The sequence below is a fragment of the Aestuariibaculum sp. M13 genome, assembly GCF_024723255.1.
GTDB classification, from domain to species: Bacteria; Bacteroidota; Bacteroidia; order Flavobacteriales; family Flavobacteriaceae; genus Aestuariibaculum; species Aestuariibaculum lutulentum.
The window spans coordinates 1,242,123-1,260,247 of sequence record NZ_JANIAC010000001.1; the positions used below are offsets into that span (position 1 = coordinate 1,242,123).

Annotated in this window: 22 protein-coding genes and 1 tRNA gene; 6 read left to right on the plus strand and 17 right to left on the minus strand. The window is 33.2% G+C overall.

Annotated features, from left to right (window positions below; all coding sequences use genetic code 11):
- Positions 1–60: 60 nt before the first annotated feature.
- The 11 genes from NO995_RS05255 to NO995_RS05305 form a co-directional block, all read right to left on the minus strand.
- A complete protein-coding gene (locus tag NO995_RS05255; RefSeq protein WP_258226569.1) occupies positions 61–1,245 on the minus strand; it encodes a restriction endonuclease subunit S in 1,185 nt (394 codons plus the stop codon).
- Positions 1,242–2,696 carry a type I restriction-modification system subunit M gene (locus NO995_RS05260; protein WP_258226570.1) on the minus strand — a complete coding sequence of 485 codons (1,455 nt, stop codon included), beginning with the start codon at positions 2,694–2,696 and terminating at the stop codon, positions 1,242–1,244. Before NO995_RS05260 ends, NO995_RS05255 begins: the two co-directional genes overlap by 4 nt.
- A gap of 76 nt (positions 2,697–2,772) precedes the next feature.
- Positions 2,773–2,940 (minus strand): NUMOD1 domain-containing DNA-binding protein, encoded by a 168-nt coding sequence (locus NO995_RS05265; RefSeq protein WP_258226571.1) that lies wholly within the window; start codon positions 2,938–2,940, stop codon positions 2,773–2,775.
- A 39-nt stretch (positions 2,941–2,979) separates the two neighbouring features.
- Positions 2,980–3,435 (minus strand): NUMOD1 domain-containing DNA-binding protein, encoded by a 456-nt coding sequence (locus NO995_RS05270; protein ID WP_258226572.1) that lies wholly within the window; start codon positions 3,433–3,435, stop codon positions 2,980–2,982.
- A gap of 205 nt (positions 3,436–3,640) precedes the next feature.
- Positions 3,641–4,762, minus strand: coding sequence for a VapE domain-containing protein (locus NO995_RS05275; protein ID WP_258226573.1), 1,122 nt, complete (start codon positions 4,760–4,762; stop codon positions 3,641–3,643).
- A 286-nt stretch (positions 4,763–5,048) separates the two neighbouring features.
- Complete coding sequence (locus NO995_RS05280) at positions 5,049–5,300, minus strand: hypothetical protein (protein WP_258226574.1); 252 nt, start codon at positions 5,298–5,300, stop codon at positions 5,049–5,051.
- 7 nt (positions 5,301–5,307) lie between these two features.
- On the minus strand, positions 5,308–6,282 hold the full coding sequence (locus NO995_RS05285) for a DUF3871 family protein (protein WP_258226575.1): 975 nt from the start codon (positions 6,280–6,282) through the stop codon (positions 5,308–5,310).
- A complete protein-coding gene (locus NO995_RS05290; protein WP_258226576.1) occupies positions 6,260–7,129 on the minus strand; it encodes an ATP-binding protein in 870 nt (289 codons plus the stop codon). The genes NO995_RS05285 and NO995_RS05290 overlap by 23 nt, the downstream gene beginning before the upstream one ends.
- 55 nt (positions 7,130–7,184) lie before the next feature.
- Positions 7,185–7,532, minus strand: coding sequence for a hypothetical protein (locus NO995_RS05295; RefSeq protein WP_258226577.1), 348 nt, complete (start codon positions 7,530–7,532; stop codon positions 7,185–7,187).
- A gap of 106 nt (positions 7,533–7,638) precedes the next feature.
- A complete protein-coding gene (locus tag NO995_RS05300; RefSeq protein WP_258226578.1) occupies positions 7,639–8,118 on the minus strand; it encodes a hypothetical protein in 480 nt (159 codons plus the stop codon).
- Between the two features lie 71 nt (positions 8,119–8,189).
- Complete coding sequence (locus NO995_RS05305; RefSeq protein WP_258226579.1) at positions 8,190–8,639, minus strand: hypothetical protein; 450 nt, start codon at positions 8,637–8,639, stop codon at positions 8,190–8,192.
- A 269-nt stretch (positions 8,640–8,908) separates the two neighbouring features.
- Between NO995_RS05305 and NO995_RS05310 the strand changes: the two genes are divergently transcribed.
- Positions 8,909–9,679 (plus strand): hypothetical protein, encoded by a 771-nt coding sequence (locus NO995_RS05310; RefSeq protein ID WP_258226580.1) that lies wholly within the window; start codon positions 8,909–8,911, stop codon positions 9,677–9,679.
- A gap of 2 nt (positions 9,680–9,681) precedes the next feature.
- Here the strand turns inward: NO995_RS05310 and NO995_RS05315 are convergent, their stop codons facing one another.
- From NO995_RS05315 to NO995_RS05325, 3 genes are all read right to left on the minus strand, one after another.
- Positions 9,682–9,954 carry a hypothetical protein gene (locus tag NO995_RS05315; RefSeq protein ID WP_258226581.1) on the minus strand — a complete coding sequence of 91 codons (273 nt, stop codon included), beginning with the start codon at positions 9,952–9,954 and terminating at the stop codon, positions 9,682–9,684.
- Between the two features lie 201 nt (positions 9,955–10,155).
- Entirely contained in the window at positions 10,156–11,355 is a 1,200-nt protein-coding gene (locus tag NO995_RS05320; protein WP_308813189.1) for a tyrosine-type recombinase/integrase, read from the minus strand.
- 79 nt (positions 11,356–11,434) lie between these two features.
- Positions 11,435–11,764 carry a YegP family protein gene (locus NO995_RS05325; RefSeq protein WP_258226583.1) on the minus strand — a complete coding sequence of 110 codons (330 nt, stop codon included), beginning with the start codon at positions 11,762–11,764 and terminating at the stop codon, positions 11,435–11,437.
- Between the two features lie 302 nt (positions 11,765–12,066).
- On the opposite strand from NO995_RS05325, the gene NO995_RS05330 reads away from it, so the two are divergent.
- Positions 12,067–12,450 (plus strand): hypothetical protein, encoded by a 384-nt coding sequence (locus NO995_RS05330; RefSeq protein ID WP_258226584.1) that lies wholly within the window; start codon positions 12,067–12,069, stop codon positions 12,448–12,450.
- A gap of 65 nt (positions 12,451–12,515) precedes the next feature.
- On the opposite strand, the gene NO995_RS05335 is transcribed toward NO995_RS05330, so the two are convergent.
- Positions 12,516–12,589: transfer RNA gene (locus NO995_RS05335), tRNA-Asn, on the minus strand.
- Positions 12,590–12,668: 79 nt separating this feature from the next.
- Positions 12,669–14,015: an RIP metalloprotease RseP gene (gene rseP, locus NO995_RS05340; protein ID WP_258226585.1), complete on the minus strand. Its 1,347-nt coding sequence runs from the start codon at positions 14,013–14,015 to the stop codon at positions 12,669–12,671.
- Between the two features lie 162 nt (positions 14,016–14,177).
- Here rseP and NO995_RS05345 point away from each other — a divergent pair, with 162 nt between their 5' ends.
- From NO995_RS05345 to NO995_RS05360, 4 genes are all read left to right on the plus strand, one after another.
- Positions 14,178–14,852 (plus strand): SCO family protein, encoded by a 675-nt coding sequence (locus NO995_RS05345; protein ID WP_258226586.1) that lies wholly within the window; start codon positions 14,178–14,180, stop codon positions 14,850–14,852.
- A gap of 72 nt (positions 14,853–14,924) precedes the next feature.
- The gene (locus tag NO995_RS05350) at positions 14,925–15,158 is read left to right on the plus strand and encodes a FeoA family protein (RefSeq protein WP_240572323.1); all 234 of its coding nucleotides are present in this window, start codon (positions 14,925–14,927) and stop codon (positions 15,156–15,158) included.
- Positions 15,151–17,250, plus strand: a complete 2,100-nt coding sequence (feoB, locus tag NO995_RS05355) for a ferrous iron transport protein B (protein WP_258226587.1) — start codon at positions 15,151–15,153, stop codon at positions 17,248–17,250. Before NO995_RS05350 ends, feoB begins: the two co-directional genes overlap by 8 nt.
- A 40-nt stretch (positions 17,251–17,290) precedes the next feature.
- A complete protein-coding gene (locus NO995_RS05360; protein WP_258226588.1) occupies positions 17,291–17,425 on the plus strand; it encodes a FeoB-associated Cys-rich membrane protein in 135 nt (44 codons plus the stop codon).
- Positions 17,426–17,430: 5 nt separating this feature from the next.
- Here the strand turns inward: NO995_RS05360 and NO995_RS05365 are convergent, their stop codons facing one another.
- Complete coding sequence (locus tag NO995_RS05365; RefSeq protein ID WP_240572680.1) at positions 17,431–18,096, minus strand: metal-dependent transcriptional regulator; 666 nt, start codon at positions 18,094–18,096, stop codon at positions 17,431–17,433.
- Positions 18,097–18,125 lie beyond the last annotated feature (29 nt).

The following is an 18,125-nucleotide window of genomic DNA, read 5'->3' on the forward strand; positions in this document are numbered from 1 at the left end:
AAGGGCTTACAAAGCTTAAAACCACCATCTATCAAATAACCATCAAATAAAATTTTACACCTACACCACTACTTCTTTGTTGGTTAACTCACCTGTAAATGCTTTTTGTAAAATTGAGTTTCTAAGTTCTTCTAGGTTAGTTAATTTTCGTTGATAATTTAATTCTATCTCCTTAAGTTCCTTATGCAAACTTTCAATATCTTGATAAAACTTTTCCTGCTCCCCAAAAGACGGGTAACTAATTAACTGCTGCTTAAATAACTTATGTGTTATATCTGGTTGAGCTGCCTTTGAAGCAAGTGAAACTATTTTTTTTCTAAAATTCTCGTGTTGAAGCCACCAAAATAGAAAGTTTTTAGATAAACCCTTAACGGGTTCAATCTTAAAGGAATTATTATGTAAAATCCCCCTCCTATTCCTAAAAACCAAACCTAGAGAACCTGTTCGGGTATAAATTAAATCATCCAAATCCACTTTAGAATTTTCAGGATAACCATTTTCTGAAACATATTGCTCTTCAGTACTATTCTTCAAATCTTTGATTCTAAGCAATGGTAAATTACTTTTCTCTACTAGTAAATGTTTTGTTTTTGCATTAATCGCAAGTCCTTGATACAAAGAACATACTTCGCCTAAAGTTTTCTCCTCCCAACCATCACCTGTTTGGCTAAAAATCTGGTTAAGTTTAGACTGAAACAACTCCTTAGCGTTTTCTATATTTCGCTCTATATTAGCTTTGGCTTGGTCTATAGCAGCAAAGGTTTTATCTAAAATAGCTACGATTTGTTGTTGTTCTTCTAATAATATTAACGGAAAAGATAAATGCTTGATAAATGGAAGTTTTACTCCCTTTACAGTCAAGCCTGTTCCAGCTTCAATAATATCATTTGAAATACTCTTAAACCACCAAAACACATAACTTGGTAACACATTATTTTTTCTTGGAATTACTCCTTTTAAATCTTGATTTATTGCGGTATTATGGCTAAGCATGCATACCTTACCTAAACCAACCCTTGTAGCTATTATAACATTACCCTCAGGAATAATATTTGTAGAACTATTTTTAACCCCTTCCTCAGTAATAGTTAACTCTGTCTTATCTAGAAATTCTGAGTTCATATCTCTAACTGTAGCCCAAGGAAATTTTCCTCCATAGTATTTCTTATTTGCCTTTGAAGGAGTTCCTCCTCCAACTATATCACAAACAGAACCAAGGCTTACAAAACTCCACCTCTCTCTCATATCAACTCCTTAATAGATTTCAAAATGGTATTGGTTTCAACATCTAAAGCTTCCATCTCCGCTAAAATAACCTCTGGGGTACGTAATGGTGCTTCTTCAGGTGTATTGGGGTTTTTAACACTTAAATCAAAGGTGGTTTCGTCTATTTCAGCAACTTTTAAATTCCATGACTGCCCTGTCTCTGGCTTTGACTTTTGAAGCTCTACAAACGCCTCTAAATCCTTATCATTTAATGGATTTGTTTTACCCATATTACGCCCTGGATCTAACTGGTAATACCAAATGTTTTTAGTTGGTTCGCCTTTATCAAAAAACAGAACAACGGTTTTTACACCAGCCCCTAAGAAGGTACCAGACGGCATATCTAAAATAGTATGCAGATTACAGGTTTCTAAAATAAGTTTACGCAACCCTATTGAGGCATTATCGGCATTACTTAGCACGGTGTTCTTAATAACTATAGCCGCACGACCACCTGTTTTTAGACTCTTTAAAAAGTGCTGCATAAACAAGAAGGCTGTTTCTCCTGTTTTAATATCAAAGTTTTGCTGTACTTCTTTACGCTCCTTACCTCCAAACGGTGGATTCGCCAGAATAACATTAAAACGGTCTTTCTCCTGAATATCGCTAATACTCTCCCCAAGGGTGTTAGTATGGATAATATTAGGCGCCTCTATACCGTGAAGAATCATGTTCATGATACCAATAACGTATGCTAAGTTCTTTTTTTCCTTACCATAAAACGTGTCTTCCTGTAAAGTTTTCAGATTCGTAGTGGTTTTATCCATCTTCTGGTACATGTACTCATAGGCTTCACATAAGAAGCCACAAGAGCCTGCTGCACCGTCGTAAACCGTTTCGCCCATTTGTGGATTAACCACCTTAATCATGGCTCTAATTAGCGGTCTTGGGGTATAGTACTGTCCACCATTACGCCCTGCATTCCCCATGTTTTTAATTTTGGTTTCATACAGGTGACTTAATTCGTGTTTGTCTTTAGTACTGCGGAATGGTAATTCATCGGCATACTCTAAAATCTCACGCAGGTTGTAACCACTTTGAATTTTATTTTTAAGCTCTGAAAAGATTTCACCGATTTTGTATTCTATGGTCTGTGCACTATCCGCTGTTTGTTTAAATTTCGCTAAGTAAGGGAATAAATCACCATCTACAAACTGTACTAAATCTGGCCCTGTTAATGCCACATGATGATCTACTTTACCTTCGGCATCTTTTGGCATCGCCCAACTTGCCCAACGGTACTTTTCATCTAAAATAAAATTGTACTCCTTCCCCATTAAAGCTGCTTCATCAGCTTTGTCTTGCTCCAACTCATCAAGGTAACGTAAAAACATAACCCAAGAGGTCTGCCCTATGTAATCTAACTCGCTATCTGCACCAGAATCCTTATACAGGATATCATCAATATTTTTAAACGTTTGCTCGAACATTCTTACATTTTTAATTAAGGTTCTAAAATAAAAAAAAGGCAGCTATTACGCCGCCTTAATTCACTAATATTATTAACTATTTATATTTCCAGATAAAACCACCACTATGAGGTCGTTCACCTCTACAACATCGTGCTATACACGTTTTGCTTACACCAGTCTTTTTACTAGCTTCAGCCACTGACTGAAACTCCGCTAATGGCTTTCCGGCTAATGAGTAAAGAACAACTTTCTTTTTACGCAAGTCCTTAATCTTGATATAAGGCACTTTAAAATCATAACTTCAGTAATACCCTTTACAGGTTTTATTTTGTCCTGTACACGCATTACCAATTGATGTTTTAGATACATTTATTGCATTAGCTGCATTTTCTAAACAGTCATAAGTATTAATTAAACTACCGTCTTTGGCATCATACTGATATACCGTTTTTTTAAACCCACCACCTGCATCGGCGTTATAGCCTTCATCTTTAGCATTAAACTTTAAAACGTACTGTTTTTCCTTTTGTGCTAATTCATCTGTAGTACTAGCTGTATCGACTTGTTCCCAAGTAAATGCACTTGGACCATAAGTGGCTATAGCCTCATGAAACCTATTGGATTCCCCTCTGATAGCGCGTTCTTCATGGTCTAGCCTACGTTGTTTTAGAGAATTGGTTGTGGCGCCTATGTAATGTTCTCCAGTAACCTTACATTTAGCTATATAAATAATTCCTGCACTTTTTTTCTTCTTCATTTATCATCTACAATAAAAAAAATTACATCGTATCTGTCTAAATGTTATAACACATAACACCCTTACTGATACTTTTGTTCTGTTGCTTAGTTACGTTCCTTCAAACCAAAAAAGGCAGGCTAGGCAGGTCATTATTACCAAACTTTTTTAAACTTCATTATTTTTAAACTAAAAAAACAACCTGCCTATCTTACCCTTCTTACCTCTATTTTAATCTAATCACACTGTACTTTTTAGCTCCACTAATTTTTTTCTCACTAAATCCTTTAGCTCTCAAAACTTTACCTAAAGCAACATTATTAAGTAAAACTGGAACAGAAGACTCCTTTTTTATATAAGCTATTATTTCCGAGGCGTTCATATATTCAACACTATTGGTTTCAGAAACACTAGGCTTTCTAAAATACATATCCAAATACTCCTCTTCAGTAGACAGTTGTCTAAAATTAGCATTATTTTTCTCCAAAAGTTGGATTTCAGTATTATCAAACCAATGCTGAAAACCACTATCCAAAAGAGCTTTAGCCTGAGCATAAACCATATCTAAATCAACCTGATGTAGATAATCTATATTTTTAACCTCAAAAACTAAAAACCTACGATTACCAGTTGTATCAACTAAAATTTTTGAATTATTCGTACTTCCAACAAACGAAGCTCTTCTAATATAATTTTCAGAAAACTGGGCATATGCTCTACGCTCTGAAACTTTATCTTTAGTAATTAATTCTTTATAAAATTCAATTTGAGTATTACTGTATGATGCCATTTCATCCATGTTTATCAGGATATTATCACAAAGCCGCAGCATCGAATCCTTATCACCTGGCTTTATTTGACTTGAGGTCACATAATCATGCAAATCCATAGGTATTAATTTTAATAACCAAGTTGTTTTACCGCAGCCTTGCGGACCTACTAAAATAAGGGCTGTATGATTTATATCTTTGTCATTTATGGCACACGCCAACGTGGCTACTATCCATTTCCTTAATGCCTTTTCAAATAAAGCATCATCATGAGTACTAACAGTTTTCGCCAATTGAGATATATAATCTGTTTTGTTATCCCACGCAGGTAATTTGCTAAAATAATCTTTAATAGCATTAACCTCTGGAACAAAATCAGATTCCAACAATTTTTTTAAGTTAGCAAATGAAATGGATTTTCCTTTATGTTGTAATTCTCTGTAAATAGAATTTAAATCAATTTCCCTTAGGATTTTAAACTCCGTTTCTTTCTTTTTTTTAAACAGAATTCTATTCTTTACCACATCTTTGGTAAAGTCGTATCCCTTAACAAGATACTTTTCTACTTCTTTAAACATTTTTAATAATTTAAAATAAGAAGTGTCGGATGCAGCATTTTACTGCATTTTATAAGTGAGAGCTTAATGTAATGTGAAGTTTTTTTTAAAATTAATGTCTGAGCGCTCTTCTTAACATTTTGCAAATGTAAATATTTTGTTTAATAAAATGCAAATAAAATTAAACATTTTTTCAAAAAAAGTAGATTTGAGGCTTAAACCCTAGGAAAATAGGCCTTTTTCAGTGGTTTTTTGATAAAGCTGAAACCGTCTCAAAAGCTTGGTTATCCAAAATACAGCATAACAGCTAATCTATTAGTATGTTAAAATGAAAGTAGTAATAGGCTTCGCCCTGAATAACAAACACCGTTTTTAAATTAGTAGACAATTTAATCAGCTCTACTTCTACGATGTCTCCAGTACGAAGTTCGCCAACATCTGTTTTAAGCTGAACCCTAAAAGGCGTCTTTAATTCAATAATTTTATTTAGATATGTCACAACCAAAATAGAATATGGTGACGCATATTTTAAAAGTTCAGCTAATTCATTTCTGTTCATTTAAGTATTATAAATTATTCAAGTACCAATTGGGCGTTTTGTTTTCTATAGATATGCTTAGTTCTTTCACAAACTCGTAGGCAGAAACACCGCGCTCCAAAAAACTATCTATGTAACTAGACTTATTGGCCTCGGTAAGCAGGTTATATAAATTCCACAGACTAATGCTGCCGTCCTTACTTCTTGAAAAGTTTTCACAGGTATAATACTCTTTAACAACCGTATTAATCTGACTATCATTCAAGGCTAATGGAAATACATTATTATGTTGCTTTTTATCCAAATACTGTAACATTCTAGCACGACCTATAAAATGAGCAAACTGCCTTTCGGATAACCTATACCGTGCCATTCCTGTCATTACATCTAAATGCTCCTGCATAGAATATGTTTGAAACACTTCTGCAATATGCGTTTCTAAATCATCTACAGAACCTACGCGTATTTTATCAGCTAAACCATCGGTACTCACACATGTATTTGTGCATACTTTATTTCTGAAACCTATAAACAACTTAAACTTCTCCAAACTTTTCTTAGCATAAAGATTTTCCTGATTATAAGCCCTAACACCACCTGCTGACAAACAAAGTGTATTACCATTTATGGTTTGCGTAACAGATGGTATATTCACCACAAAAGCACAACGTTCATAGTAAATCGTTTTTTCATGATCTAAAAGCTCTTTAACAGGTTTACCAATAGCAGATGGCACACGTCCTTTGATAATATGTGACACACGAATATCTGGACTCTTTATATCATCTGTCGGATAGTACTTTTTAAGTAATTCAATAGTTTTACTTATAAACTGATAGTGACTAATCGTTACTTCATTATCCTTACTAAATACAGGTATGGTACATTCGTTCTTTAGATGCTCTAAACTTACTCGCTTTGTATTTGCTTCTATAAATGGTGATGCTACTGTTACGACATCATTTTCATTTATGACTTGATTATTCCTTTGAATCAGTTCCATGTTTTACGATTTTATCTTCGGTTATAATTTGATTTTCAAGCTCACGTTTCTTGTTGAGAATTAGAGGATACAACTCTTCTTTTAAAGCAGGATACTTGTTATAAATATGCTTTAGCCCTTCAAGCGTAGTACATTCTTTTATCTCGTTGCTGGATAGTTCCTTTAAAGAATTTAGGTTACTCCACTGCACTAATTTTTTACCAGTAGCTTTTCCTATTAAAAATTCAGGCTTATCAGAAAACAAACCTGTTCTGTCCTTGCTTGTTCTTGCCATGTGCTTGTCGTTAATCAACTCAAAGAACAGTGTTAATTCATAGTCCAACCCCTCTCTTGTAATAGGCTTTAAACCATGTTTTACCACTTTAGTTTTTCCATTTGAACCAACATCCATAGCATAATCTATCTTGCTTCGCACAGTTGTTATCATGTGACAAGTAGCATTCAGTATAGCATCAACAAACGCTTGATGACGTGGCGTCACTAAAGCCCAGTCTTGAAAACGCCCCCCTAATGATTCATGTATTTGAAGGCATCCTCCTGTACCTTGCCATTCCTGGCTTACACTATCAATAATTACCACCTCCATATCGGCTTTCTCACAGGTTTTAATAGCCTCTATATAACGTTCTGGACTGTAAGGTTCATTTAATGCTAAAACATTATAATTACCAAGGCTTGAGTATAGATTTGCCGAACCATTTTCAGTATCTATTACGGCTATTTTTGTCCAGTCTTCAGTTATACCATAGGCTAAAAGCAAGGCTGAATACGTTTTCCCAGTTCCACTGGCACCTGAAATTCCGATACGAAGCTTAACATCTTCTCTTTGTGCAGTTTTTAAATTCATCTTTTTTAATTTTAATTCATAAAAAAAGGAGCCGAATTAGCTCCTTGTACTTAAGTTATTTAATGGTCTGTTTGTCTTTGACCATATGCTTATCCATAATCTCGGTAGCTGGATCTACAAACTCCCACCGATGGGTAAGCTCTACTTCTTCACCTGTATCCTCTATTATGTATTTATAAGGATCACATGGTACTTTTTTAACATCACCTTCAAAGGTGGTTCCAATGGCAGCTTTACAAGCTTTTTCATCAAGCGTAGTCGGAACAGTAGCTCTTCTTGCTGTGAAATACATTCTTCCAGTTCGTTCAGAGCGCACAGGCTCCATACTACCTTCTACGATTAGACAATAGAAGGTCGCCCCATCATCTTTAGAGATAGGTTTTAAATCTTTTACGATTACCATAATTTTTAAAGTTTTTAATTAGTACTAAGGGAGGGGTATCTCCCAAACTAATATAGCAGGGCGGGTGATGCTTGGATTAACTCGTTCTTGGAGAGAGGGGTGGAATTTAATCGGTAAAGAGTTCCTTTTGTTCTATTTTATTACCTAATAGGTCTAATAAATGTATTATTCCTTTACGGACTCTTACTAAATCATCTTTAGAACCATCCCAAAGGATTTCTACATACTTCTTTAATTCTTTAGTTTGCACATCATATATAGTTGTTCCTTTAGAAACAAATTCTATATCTGTAAATTCAGAAGAAGTCCTATATTTACTAGTAAGCCTAACATCCTTAATAGTATTTGGTAAAAATGAAAAATAGGAAGTACTTACTCCTAATATTTTTAATTGCTTAGTAATTACGATTATATCTCCATAATCAGGATCTTTTTCAATACTAATGCTAAACTTTCCTAGCGGGTAAATTTTAGTATTTTGGTCTAATTTATCATTCAACCATTCTAAAGTTTCTTCTTTGGTTTGGGCTGATAAACCAAAAACACCATACATGAATACAAATAAATATAATTTAAAAATCCTCATTAATTAAATATTTTAAAAAAGTTAAAACTTACGAGTATTAAATTTTCCTATTTCTTTCCTAAATATTAAAACTACTCACAGTCACATTTATACTTAAAAATGTATTTATGAAATCTTTCTCCATATGTTCCTGATAAACCCGTTTTAAAATTTATCCAATTCAAAGTAGGAATGCCACAGAAAATATATTTACTTGTTTTATAACTATATTCATTTTCAAGCACTTCAATTATGACAAAGTTTTGATTTTCATAGGTGTATTTAGTAACCGTTTTCAACCAAGATGAATTTAGAGTATAGTTTTTTATCTGGTCTTTAATAAGCTTACTATTCTCCAAAACTTTAATTACCTCACTACATGAGACTTTATTATAATTTCTTTGAGATATTTGATATGCACTTAGCATTTCTTCAAATGTAATAGGATTATATTTAGGAAGATTAACTTTTGAATACCTATTTACTTGAGAAAAACTTAACATTGGTATTAGTACTATTAAGATTAATATAATTTTTTTCATAGTAATTAAAAATTTTAAAAACCTAATATACAACACTATAAAATAAAAACCATACGGTTTTCCTTATCTCATAAACACCTTTAACTTTCCCTTAAAAGAACTAACATTCTTCTTATAAAAATGAAGCTTCTGATTTGACAATATTGTTATCCTAAAACTAAAAAGCAATTATAACATCATTCAAATTTAAGTTTGGAAGGATCAGTCCATATTTGTAATTTAGTTCTTATATAGCAACCCTCTTTTATCTTTTTAAAAGTTAAAACATTATGAAGACTTACTTTCTTGATATAATTCCAAAGATTCAAAGATTTAGCCAAAAGCTTGATGATTTAACTATTCTTACAAACAAGCATTGGGTTATTTTTAATGAAAGTTCTTCAGAGAAAAATGTATTTATTTTTAGAGAAAAAAATAATCAGCTATTGATTTCTAATAATGGTAAAATAGAAAAAGGAACATGGGAATACTTAGGAAATAATTCGATTTTAATAGACAGAGATTCAGGAACTTTTCTTTTTAAACACGGTTTTATAGACGATTGTGTTCTAGCTTTAAAAGTTGATGGTGTAGAGGAGTATGTTCTATTACTTAACGAAGAATGGCTTGAAAATCAGATTGGTTCTCTTGAGTCCATATTTGACTTTTTAAACAAAAAATATATTGAACAGAAATTAGATAATTCTTTTACATTACCTAATATTAGTCTTTCTAAAGAAAATGATTTAGACAAAAAGAACAACAAGAATTTTTCCCCAAATAATTTTACAACCTCCTGGAGAGATATTACTATACCTGCTGAAATTAAAAGTCAGATGCAAATGGATACTGCATTCTTAACTTACTCATTAAAAGAAATTGATTATTACATTAAATTCTTCAAATCAAAGAACTACCCCTTTTATGCTGCATTAGCGCTAGACGCAAAAAAGATTAAGCTAGATGATGAACTAGCACAAAATTTGTTAATGGTAGCAAATAGAGATTTTAATCTTAATGAAATTAATGATGTTTTTAAAAGCTTAAACACTTCCCTTTAAATTCAGTTATTCCAGTCCTCTGGAGCAAGGTAAATAGTCATAATATCTTCTGAATTATATTTTTTCTTAACCCTAATATACCCAAATGCAGTAGCTATTACTTCATCTATTCTTGCATTAAGTCCAAGAGAAAATGAAACTTTTCCTTCATAATCTGTATCAATATTAGGCACTAATGTGCCTCCACATTCGGAACACCCCTCACGAGTTCCCGTTAATGCAACCTGAGCTCCATCTATGGGTAAACTCGTATTTATATCTAGAACATATACCACTAGATCTATTGTTAAATTGCCTCTATCATGCGGATCACTACACCCTATTAAGATGAAGATTAGCAAACAAAATTTAGTTAATTTAAAACTCATATTTCATATAATTATCTCATTACTATAAATTTACAAACTCCATATAAATAAATGTCCAATAAAATCTACCAAGGTTTAATCAAGACATTATATAAGGCATTTAAAATTTTATAAAGATTCTTTTTTTAATCTACCGATCTCATCACTAATTTTCCTCTGTACGACCTTACCATAGCTTTCCTGAGTTACTTTTAAATCTGAATGCCCTAAAAGTTCACTAACAATTTCCATAGGCACATTATTATAAAGTAATACTGTACTAGCAAAAGTACGTCTAGCCATATGAGTTGTTAGATTTTTATCTACACCCACTATACTTGCTATTTCCTTCAAATATGAATTATAACGCTGATTACTAATTCTTGGGAATACAAATTCATTTCCAGCATACTTATCTAATATTTTTAAAGCTTTTGGCAACAAGGGTATAGATAAATCCTTAGATGTTTTCTCTCGCTTTATTTTAATCCATTTGTTACCATCAAATCCTCCAACAATATTAGCCGCTTTTAGATTCATAAGCTCTAAATATGGTAAGCCTGTATAGCAACTGAAGATGAATAAATCCTTTGCTAGTTTTAGTCTAGGCTGTCTAAATTCATAACCTTCAAGTAGAACTAACTCTTCTGGAGAAAGGAAAACAACCACTTTTTTTACCTTTTTAGCTCTATAAAGCATAAATGGGTCTAAATCTAAATGTCGTTCAGCTACAGCAACTTTAATTATCTTTCTGAAACGCTGAATCTTTTTATTAATGGTAACTTGTTTTAGCTGTGTTTTATGCCCTACTTTATAGTAGTAGTCTAACTCAGTTAAAAAATTCATATCAAGCTTCTTTAATGGATAATCTTTAGTTTTATACTTCCATTTTATAAAAGCTTTAATATCACTTTTAATGTATTCAAACTTTTCATAAGTCACTTGCTTTATCTCAACTCCAACAAGCGTTTTAAGACGTTTTAAGTAACGTTCAAAGTATTCAACAATATTATACTCTTTAGCTCTTTTAACACCTTTATACAGGCTATAAACATCAACTACAGCAAAAGCTTCTTCCTTAACTTGAAGCAATAAAAAAGCCCTATTAATTTTAGTTTTAATAAGGCTTAATTGTGAGTTTATATAATCTACATCTGGTTCAGGTGGCTTTACAACCTGTTGCTTAGAATCCCAGTTTTTAGGATTTACGAATTGACCTGTAGAGAATTCCTTTCTCTGTTTATCATATGTTAATCTACATTTAACGGGACATCTCCCTGATGCATTAACCTGCTTCTTGCTTAAATAAAATAATATATTTATTTTCATGATTATCAAACGTTTTAAATAACCACAAAAAAAAGGCTACAATTTCTTGTAACCTTAGCTCTATAATTGTGATTATGTATTATGTTAAATCTACTATTTCTGCCGTAGGGGCATTTGTTTTAACCGATTCTATACCATTTTCCATGGCACTAGTTGAAGAATACATTTGACTTGTACCGATTACTTGATTATTGCCTGCTTTTAAATTAAAATAGGGTTTGCCGCTTTTAGATTCTAAACGTTCATACTTTGAATCATCTGGAGCATTCTTCTTAACAGATTCAACTCCATTTAAACAACCTGCTTTTGCAGAATATCCTTCACTTGCTAAAATATTCTGTCCATTACCTGCTAGTAATCTAAATCTAAACTCTCCTGAATTGTCAGGGTAAATTTCAAATTTTGCCATGATAAATTATTTAAGGTTTAACTCTTAAATATAAGAAAAATACCATGTATTAATTCTTAGTTTTTTAAATAACTAGAATGGAACACCTGAAGAAAAGGAAGGAACACCTAATAGAACACCTTTTTAGAAGAAAAAACTTGGCAAGTTGGCATTTAGAAGAAAATATATTTAATAACTTTATACAAAGAGCTTGAAAATGTTACGAGTAACAAGGTAGAATACATTTTATTTGAACGACAAAAATGAGTTCATTAATATTTATCTAAAAGATAAAATCTAATTCAATACAAACTTGTTTTATCATGAAACGACTTCATTATTATTTAATTTATTTTCTTCTAGCCCCTATAATACTGTCTACTTTTTCATCATGCTCCTCTGATGAATCTAATAGTAAAAGTACCGTATTTAATATTCAGGTATTAGATTCCGATTCCCTGGAACCTATAGAAAATGCAATAGTTGAAATTTGCAACAGCGCCTATTTTTGCACTAATATACTGGCAAGGGGAACTACAAATGCAGATGGAAAAATTAAGTTAAGCTTAAACGCATCAGATATGACTATTGCTAGAAGTTTTACTGTTTATAAAGAAAATTACAGGAACAACACCTCCTTTTTAGACCAACTTAACTTAACAGAAGAAATTATAGTCTATATGAGTATGTACCAAACTGCAGATTAAACACATATAACCCCTAATTTTACTCCACAAAAAAAGCCTCACATTTCTGTAAGGCTTAAATTTTGCTCCCCCTCTTGGGCTCGAACCAAGGACCCTTTGATTAACAGTCAAATGCTCTAACCAACTGAGCTAAGGAGGAGTGTTAATGCGTTGCTTTCGCTAAGCGGTTGCAAATATAAGACCCTTTTTGATATCTGCAAACATTTTTTGAAAAAATTTTAATTAAAAATTGCTTTAAAAATATCATTCCCGTTCGCGAACAACACTAAAGCAATGAGAATCAAGAATCCAACCATTTGTGCGTACTCTAAAAATTTATCTCCAGGTTTTCTTCCAGAAACGATTTCGTATAGTAAAAACATAACATGACCTCCATCTAAAGCTGGAATTGGTAATAAATTTAAAACACCAAGCATGATTGATAAGAATGCTGTTATTCCCCAAAACACTTGCCAGCTCCAAAAACTTGGAAATATATCATAAATGGCTTTAAATCCACCTACGCCTTTATAAGCACCTGTACTTGGTGTGAAAATAGCACTTAACTGATCCCAATAAGACACAATACGCTCTTTAAACTTGGTTATACCTACCGGAACCGATTCTAATAAACCGTATTCCTTTGTTTCATATTTGTAGTATCCTAATGCTTCTAATGTTTCTGAAGTCGATCTTCCGGCATAAACCAATCCTAATTTACCTTCTGAATCAATTTTTAAAGGCAGTTCTAATTCAGACTGGTCTCTTAATACCGTAGCTGTTACTTCCTGTCCTTTAAACTCATCTAAATATCCTTTTACCTGATCGGCATACCTTGTTTTGTTTCCATTAACCTTAACAACGATATCTCCCTTCTGCAATCCACTAGATACATTAAGTGACGTATCTGGCACCTGAACAACTACAAATGGTTCACGAAGACTGATAAACGATTTTTCTTTAGAATCAATTAATTGTGCTAAAAAATCTTCCGGTAAATGCACTACCGACTGTACACCGTCGCGTTCAATAGTCACATCTTTACCGAATAAAACCTTTTCAGAAATTTCAGAATACGTATTTATCTTTTGCCCATCAACCGATAAAATTTTATCTCCTGTTAATAAACCTGCCTTATTCGCCACGGTACTTTCAATTAAAAGTCCGTCTTTAATATTTTCGTTTGGTAAAAAGATATCGCCATAAAAATAACTCATACCTATGTAAATCAATATAGCCAACAAGAAATTTACAGTAACACCACCCAACATAATAATTAAACGTTGCCAAGCTGGTTTAGAGCGAAATTCCCAAGGTTGCGGTTCTTGCGCCATTTGTTCTGTATCCATACTTTCATCAATCATCCCGGAAATTTTCACATAACCTCCAAGTGGCAACCACCCTATTCCATATTCAGTTTCCCCAATTTTCTTTTTAAGTAATGAAAATTTCACATCGAAAAATAAGTAGAACTTTTCTACGCGTGTTTTAAATGCTTTTGCTGGTATAAAATGGCCTAATTCGTGTAAAATAATAAGTAACGAAAGGCTAAGTAAGAATTGAGAAATTTTAATAACAAACTCCATATAACGTCATTCAATTTTTTTATGTCGCCCAAAAGTAAGCTTTTAAACCAACTTTAAAAAGACAATTGTTTAATCGCTTGGTTTTTAACAAGAAATTAAAAGATAATCCCTGCGGCGTCTCTAATTTTCAATGTATTTTTGCAAGAATCAAATTTTTCAGAAATGCTTTCGTTTTTTAAAGGATACAAAACATTTGCTATAGTTTTTGCTATCATTTCGGTTATCATCATATCTCTTATTTACAACACGTTGAATGTTTACCAACCGCTACCTATTTACCAACCAGCTATGGTAAGCACCGAGTTGGTCGATACCACCATTCAGTATCAAAAAAAATATCATAAAATAGCCGATTTCTCCCTAATCAATCAAAACGGAAAAACAATTACTCAAGAAGATTACAAGGATAAAATTTACGTGGCCGATTTCTTTTTTACAACCTGCGGAACCATTTGCCCGATTATGACAAAAAACATGGTCGATATTCAAACCGCTATTATGAAATACGACGATGTCATGCTTCTATCTCATACGGTAACGCCTGAAATAGATTCTGTAGAACAACTTAAAAGATATGCTGTTCAAAAAGGTGTTATAGATAGAAAATGGAATTTAGTAACCGGCGATAAAAAAGAAATTTACGCGCTTGCGCGGAAAAGTTATCTGGCCGTAAAAGACGATGGTGACGGTGGCCCATTCGATATGGTTCATACCGAAAACTTTATGCTAATTGATAAAAAACGACAAATTCGTGGCTTTTACGATGGCACAAATCCCGAAGATATTGAACGCCTCATTCAGGATATCAGCATCTTAAAACAAGAGTATGAACAATAGTTTTTTAGCCTCAATTTTTTTAGCCTAAATTTTTACATTACTTTTGCCTCTTTAAATTCAATCTAAATAAGCTTGCAACACACTTTAGCACATCTAAAACGCGGCGAAAAAGCAACTATAACCGATGTTTCGTCTATTCACATTCCGCTAAAACTTTTAGAAATGGGGTGTTTACCTGGAAATACTGTCGAGCTTGTACAATTAGCACCTTTTCAAGACCCTATGTATTTAAACATTAACGGGTCGCATTTAGCGATTAGAAAAGAAACTGCTAATCATATCCTAATTGAAAAAGTAGATGAGTAAACAAATAAATGTCGCCTTAATTGGTAATCCAAACACAGGAAAAACTTCTGTGTTCAACGCCCTTACCGGATTAAATCAAAAGGTAGGAAACTACCCAGGGATTACTGTTGAAAAGAAAGAAGGTATTTGCAAATTACCTCGTGGTGTTAAGGCACATATTATCGATTTACCAGGAACATACAGTTTAAATGCATCGTCGTTGGATGAAAATGTAGTGATTGAATTACTACTTAACAGAAACGATAAAGATTTCCCCGATGTTGCTGTAGTTGTAAGCGATGTTGAAAATTTAAAACGAAACCTACTTTTATACACCCAAATAAAAGACTTAGAAATCCCAACCATTTTGGTCATTAATATGGCCGATAGGATGGAATACAAAGGTATTTCTTTAGATATCCCTTATTTAGAAAAAGAACTTAAAACCAAGATTGCTTTAGTCAGCACCCGAAAAAAACAAGGTATTGAAGAATTAAAGCAACTTATCACCAATTATAAAGAGGTTTCTGATGAACCTTGTTTAAATGCTTCGGAAGTTGATGTTGATTATTTTAACAGTCTAAGAAAAGCCTTCCCTAATCAGCTACTTTACAAGCTTTGGTTGGTGATTACACAGGATGTCAACTTTGGAAAAATTGACAGAAATGAAGTTGAAGCTTTAGATGATTTCAAAACAAAAAGTAAAGCCGACCTTAAGCGACTTCAACAAAAAGAAACTATTAAACGTTACCAGTTTATAAACAACGTACTTAAAGTTGGTCAGACTATTGACACCTCCCAAGCTAAAGATTTACGCACCAGACTGGACAGAATATTAACTCATAAAGTTTGGGGTTACCTTATATTTTTCCTAATCTTATTAGTAATATTCCAAGCTATTTACGATTGGTCTAGTGTACCAATGGACTTTATAGATAGCACATTCGCTTCATTAAGTGAATGGACCAAAGAAAAATTACCAGATGGTGCTTTTACCAATTTATTAGCCGAAGGTATTATTCCAGGCCTTGGTGGAATTGTTATTTTCATACCGCAAATTGCTTTCTTATTCTTATTCATCTCTGTTTTAGAAGAAAGCGGATACATGAGCCGTGTGGTCTTTTTAATGGATCGTATTATGCGCCGTTTTGGACTTAGCGGAAAAAGCGTTGTTCCTTTAATTTCTGGAACCGCCTGTGCCATTCCTGCTGTTATGGCTACAAGAAATATTGAAAGCTGGAAAGAACGTTTAATTACCATTTTAGTAACGCCATTTACGACCTGTTCGGCAAGACTTCCTGTATATTTAATCATTATATCATTAGTGATTCCCGAAGGACGTTTCTTCGGATTAGGTTATCAGGCATTAACTTTAATGCTTTTGTACTTAATAGGATTTGGAGCGGCCGTAGGTTCAGCTTATATTTTAAATAAAGTTTTAAAAATTAGAAGCAAATCTTTCTTTGTAGTCGAAATGCCAAACTACAAATTGCCTTTATTTAAAAATGTAGGATTAACGGTATTAGAAAAAACAAAATCGTTTGTTTTTGGTGCAGGTAAAATCATTTTAGCTATTTCAATCATTTTATGGTTTTTGGCGTCTTACGGACCTGGAGACAACTTCAATAAAGCTGAAGACATCATCACAAAAGAATATGCTTCTCAGAATTTATCTGAAGACGAATTACAACAACATATAGCCTCGTTTAAATTAGAGCATTCCTTTATTGGTATTACAGGTCGCGCTATCGAACCGGTTATCAGACCCCTTGGTTACGACTGGAAAATTGGTATTGCGATTGTAAGTAGTTTTGCTGCCCGTGAAGTATTTGTTGGTACTTTAGCTACCATTTACAGCGTTGGAAGTGATGACGAAGCCACGATAAAAAACCGAATGGCTGCTGAAGTCAACCCAATTTTAGGCGGACCGTTATTTAACTTTGCATCCGGAATATCGTTACTATTATTCTATGCATTCGCCATGCAATGTATGAGTACCTTAGCAATTGTTAAAAGAGAAACCAACAGTTGGAAATGGCCTTCACTACAATTGGTATTTATGACTGGCTTAGCTTATGCTGTAGCTTTAATAGCATATCAGTTCTTAAAATAAAAAGAAGAAAGGTTTTCTAAAAAATATCGGCTAAAGTTACATGAACACTATCATTCAAAACATACTTGTTTTTTCGGCAGTAGCCTTAGCCTTGCTGTTTTTAATTAGAAAATTCCTTTGGAAAAAAAAGACATCAAAAAAATCTTGCGGCAACGACGATTGTGGTTGTCATTAAAATATTTAACCGATAGCTTCTTCCTTAACGAAAAGATTATTGGCAACGGCCTGAGAAATACTCATGGTCGTTACTCCGTTAATTTGAATTACCATAGAGTCATCAAAGTCCTCGCGAGAAACCACCGTAATTTCAGAACCTAAAGCTATTTTATGCTTATCTAAATATTTCAAAAACGAAGACGACGTATCTTTTACACCCACACAAACGCCTTTGTTATTTTCAGCCAGATTAAACAAAAGTATTTTATCTGTTTTCTTAATATCGCCATTTTTATCAGGAATAGGATCGCCATGCGGATCATGCGTTGGAAAATCTAAAAGCTTATCCAGTTCATTAATTAGTTTTTCCGACTTTATATGCTCCAATTGCTCCGCAATATCATGCACCTCATCCCAGGTAAAATTCAGCTTTTCTACCAAAAAAACCTCCCACAAACGATGCTTTCTAACCACATCGGAAGCAATTTTCTTACCCTGTGATGTTAAAGACACGCCTTGATAACGCTTATAGTTCGCATAACCTTTTTCCGCTAACTTCTTTACCATATCGGTCACCGAAGACGCCTTTGTCTCTAAAGCTTCTGCTATACTGTTTGTACTTACAGTCATGGTTCCATATCTACCCAATTGATAAATAGACTTAATATAATTCTCCTCTGTTAGCGTAATCATGGTTCTGCTTTTATTTATGACAAATA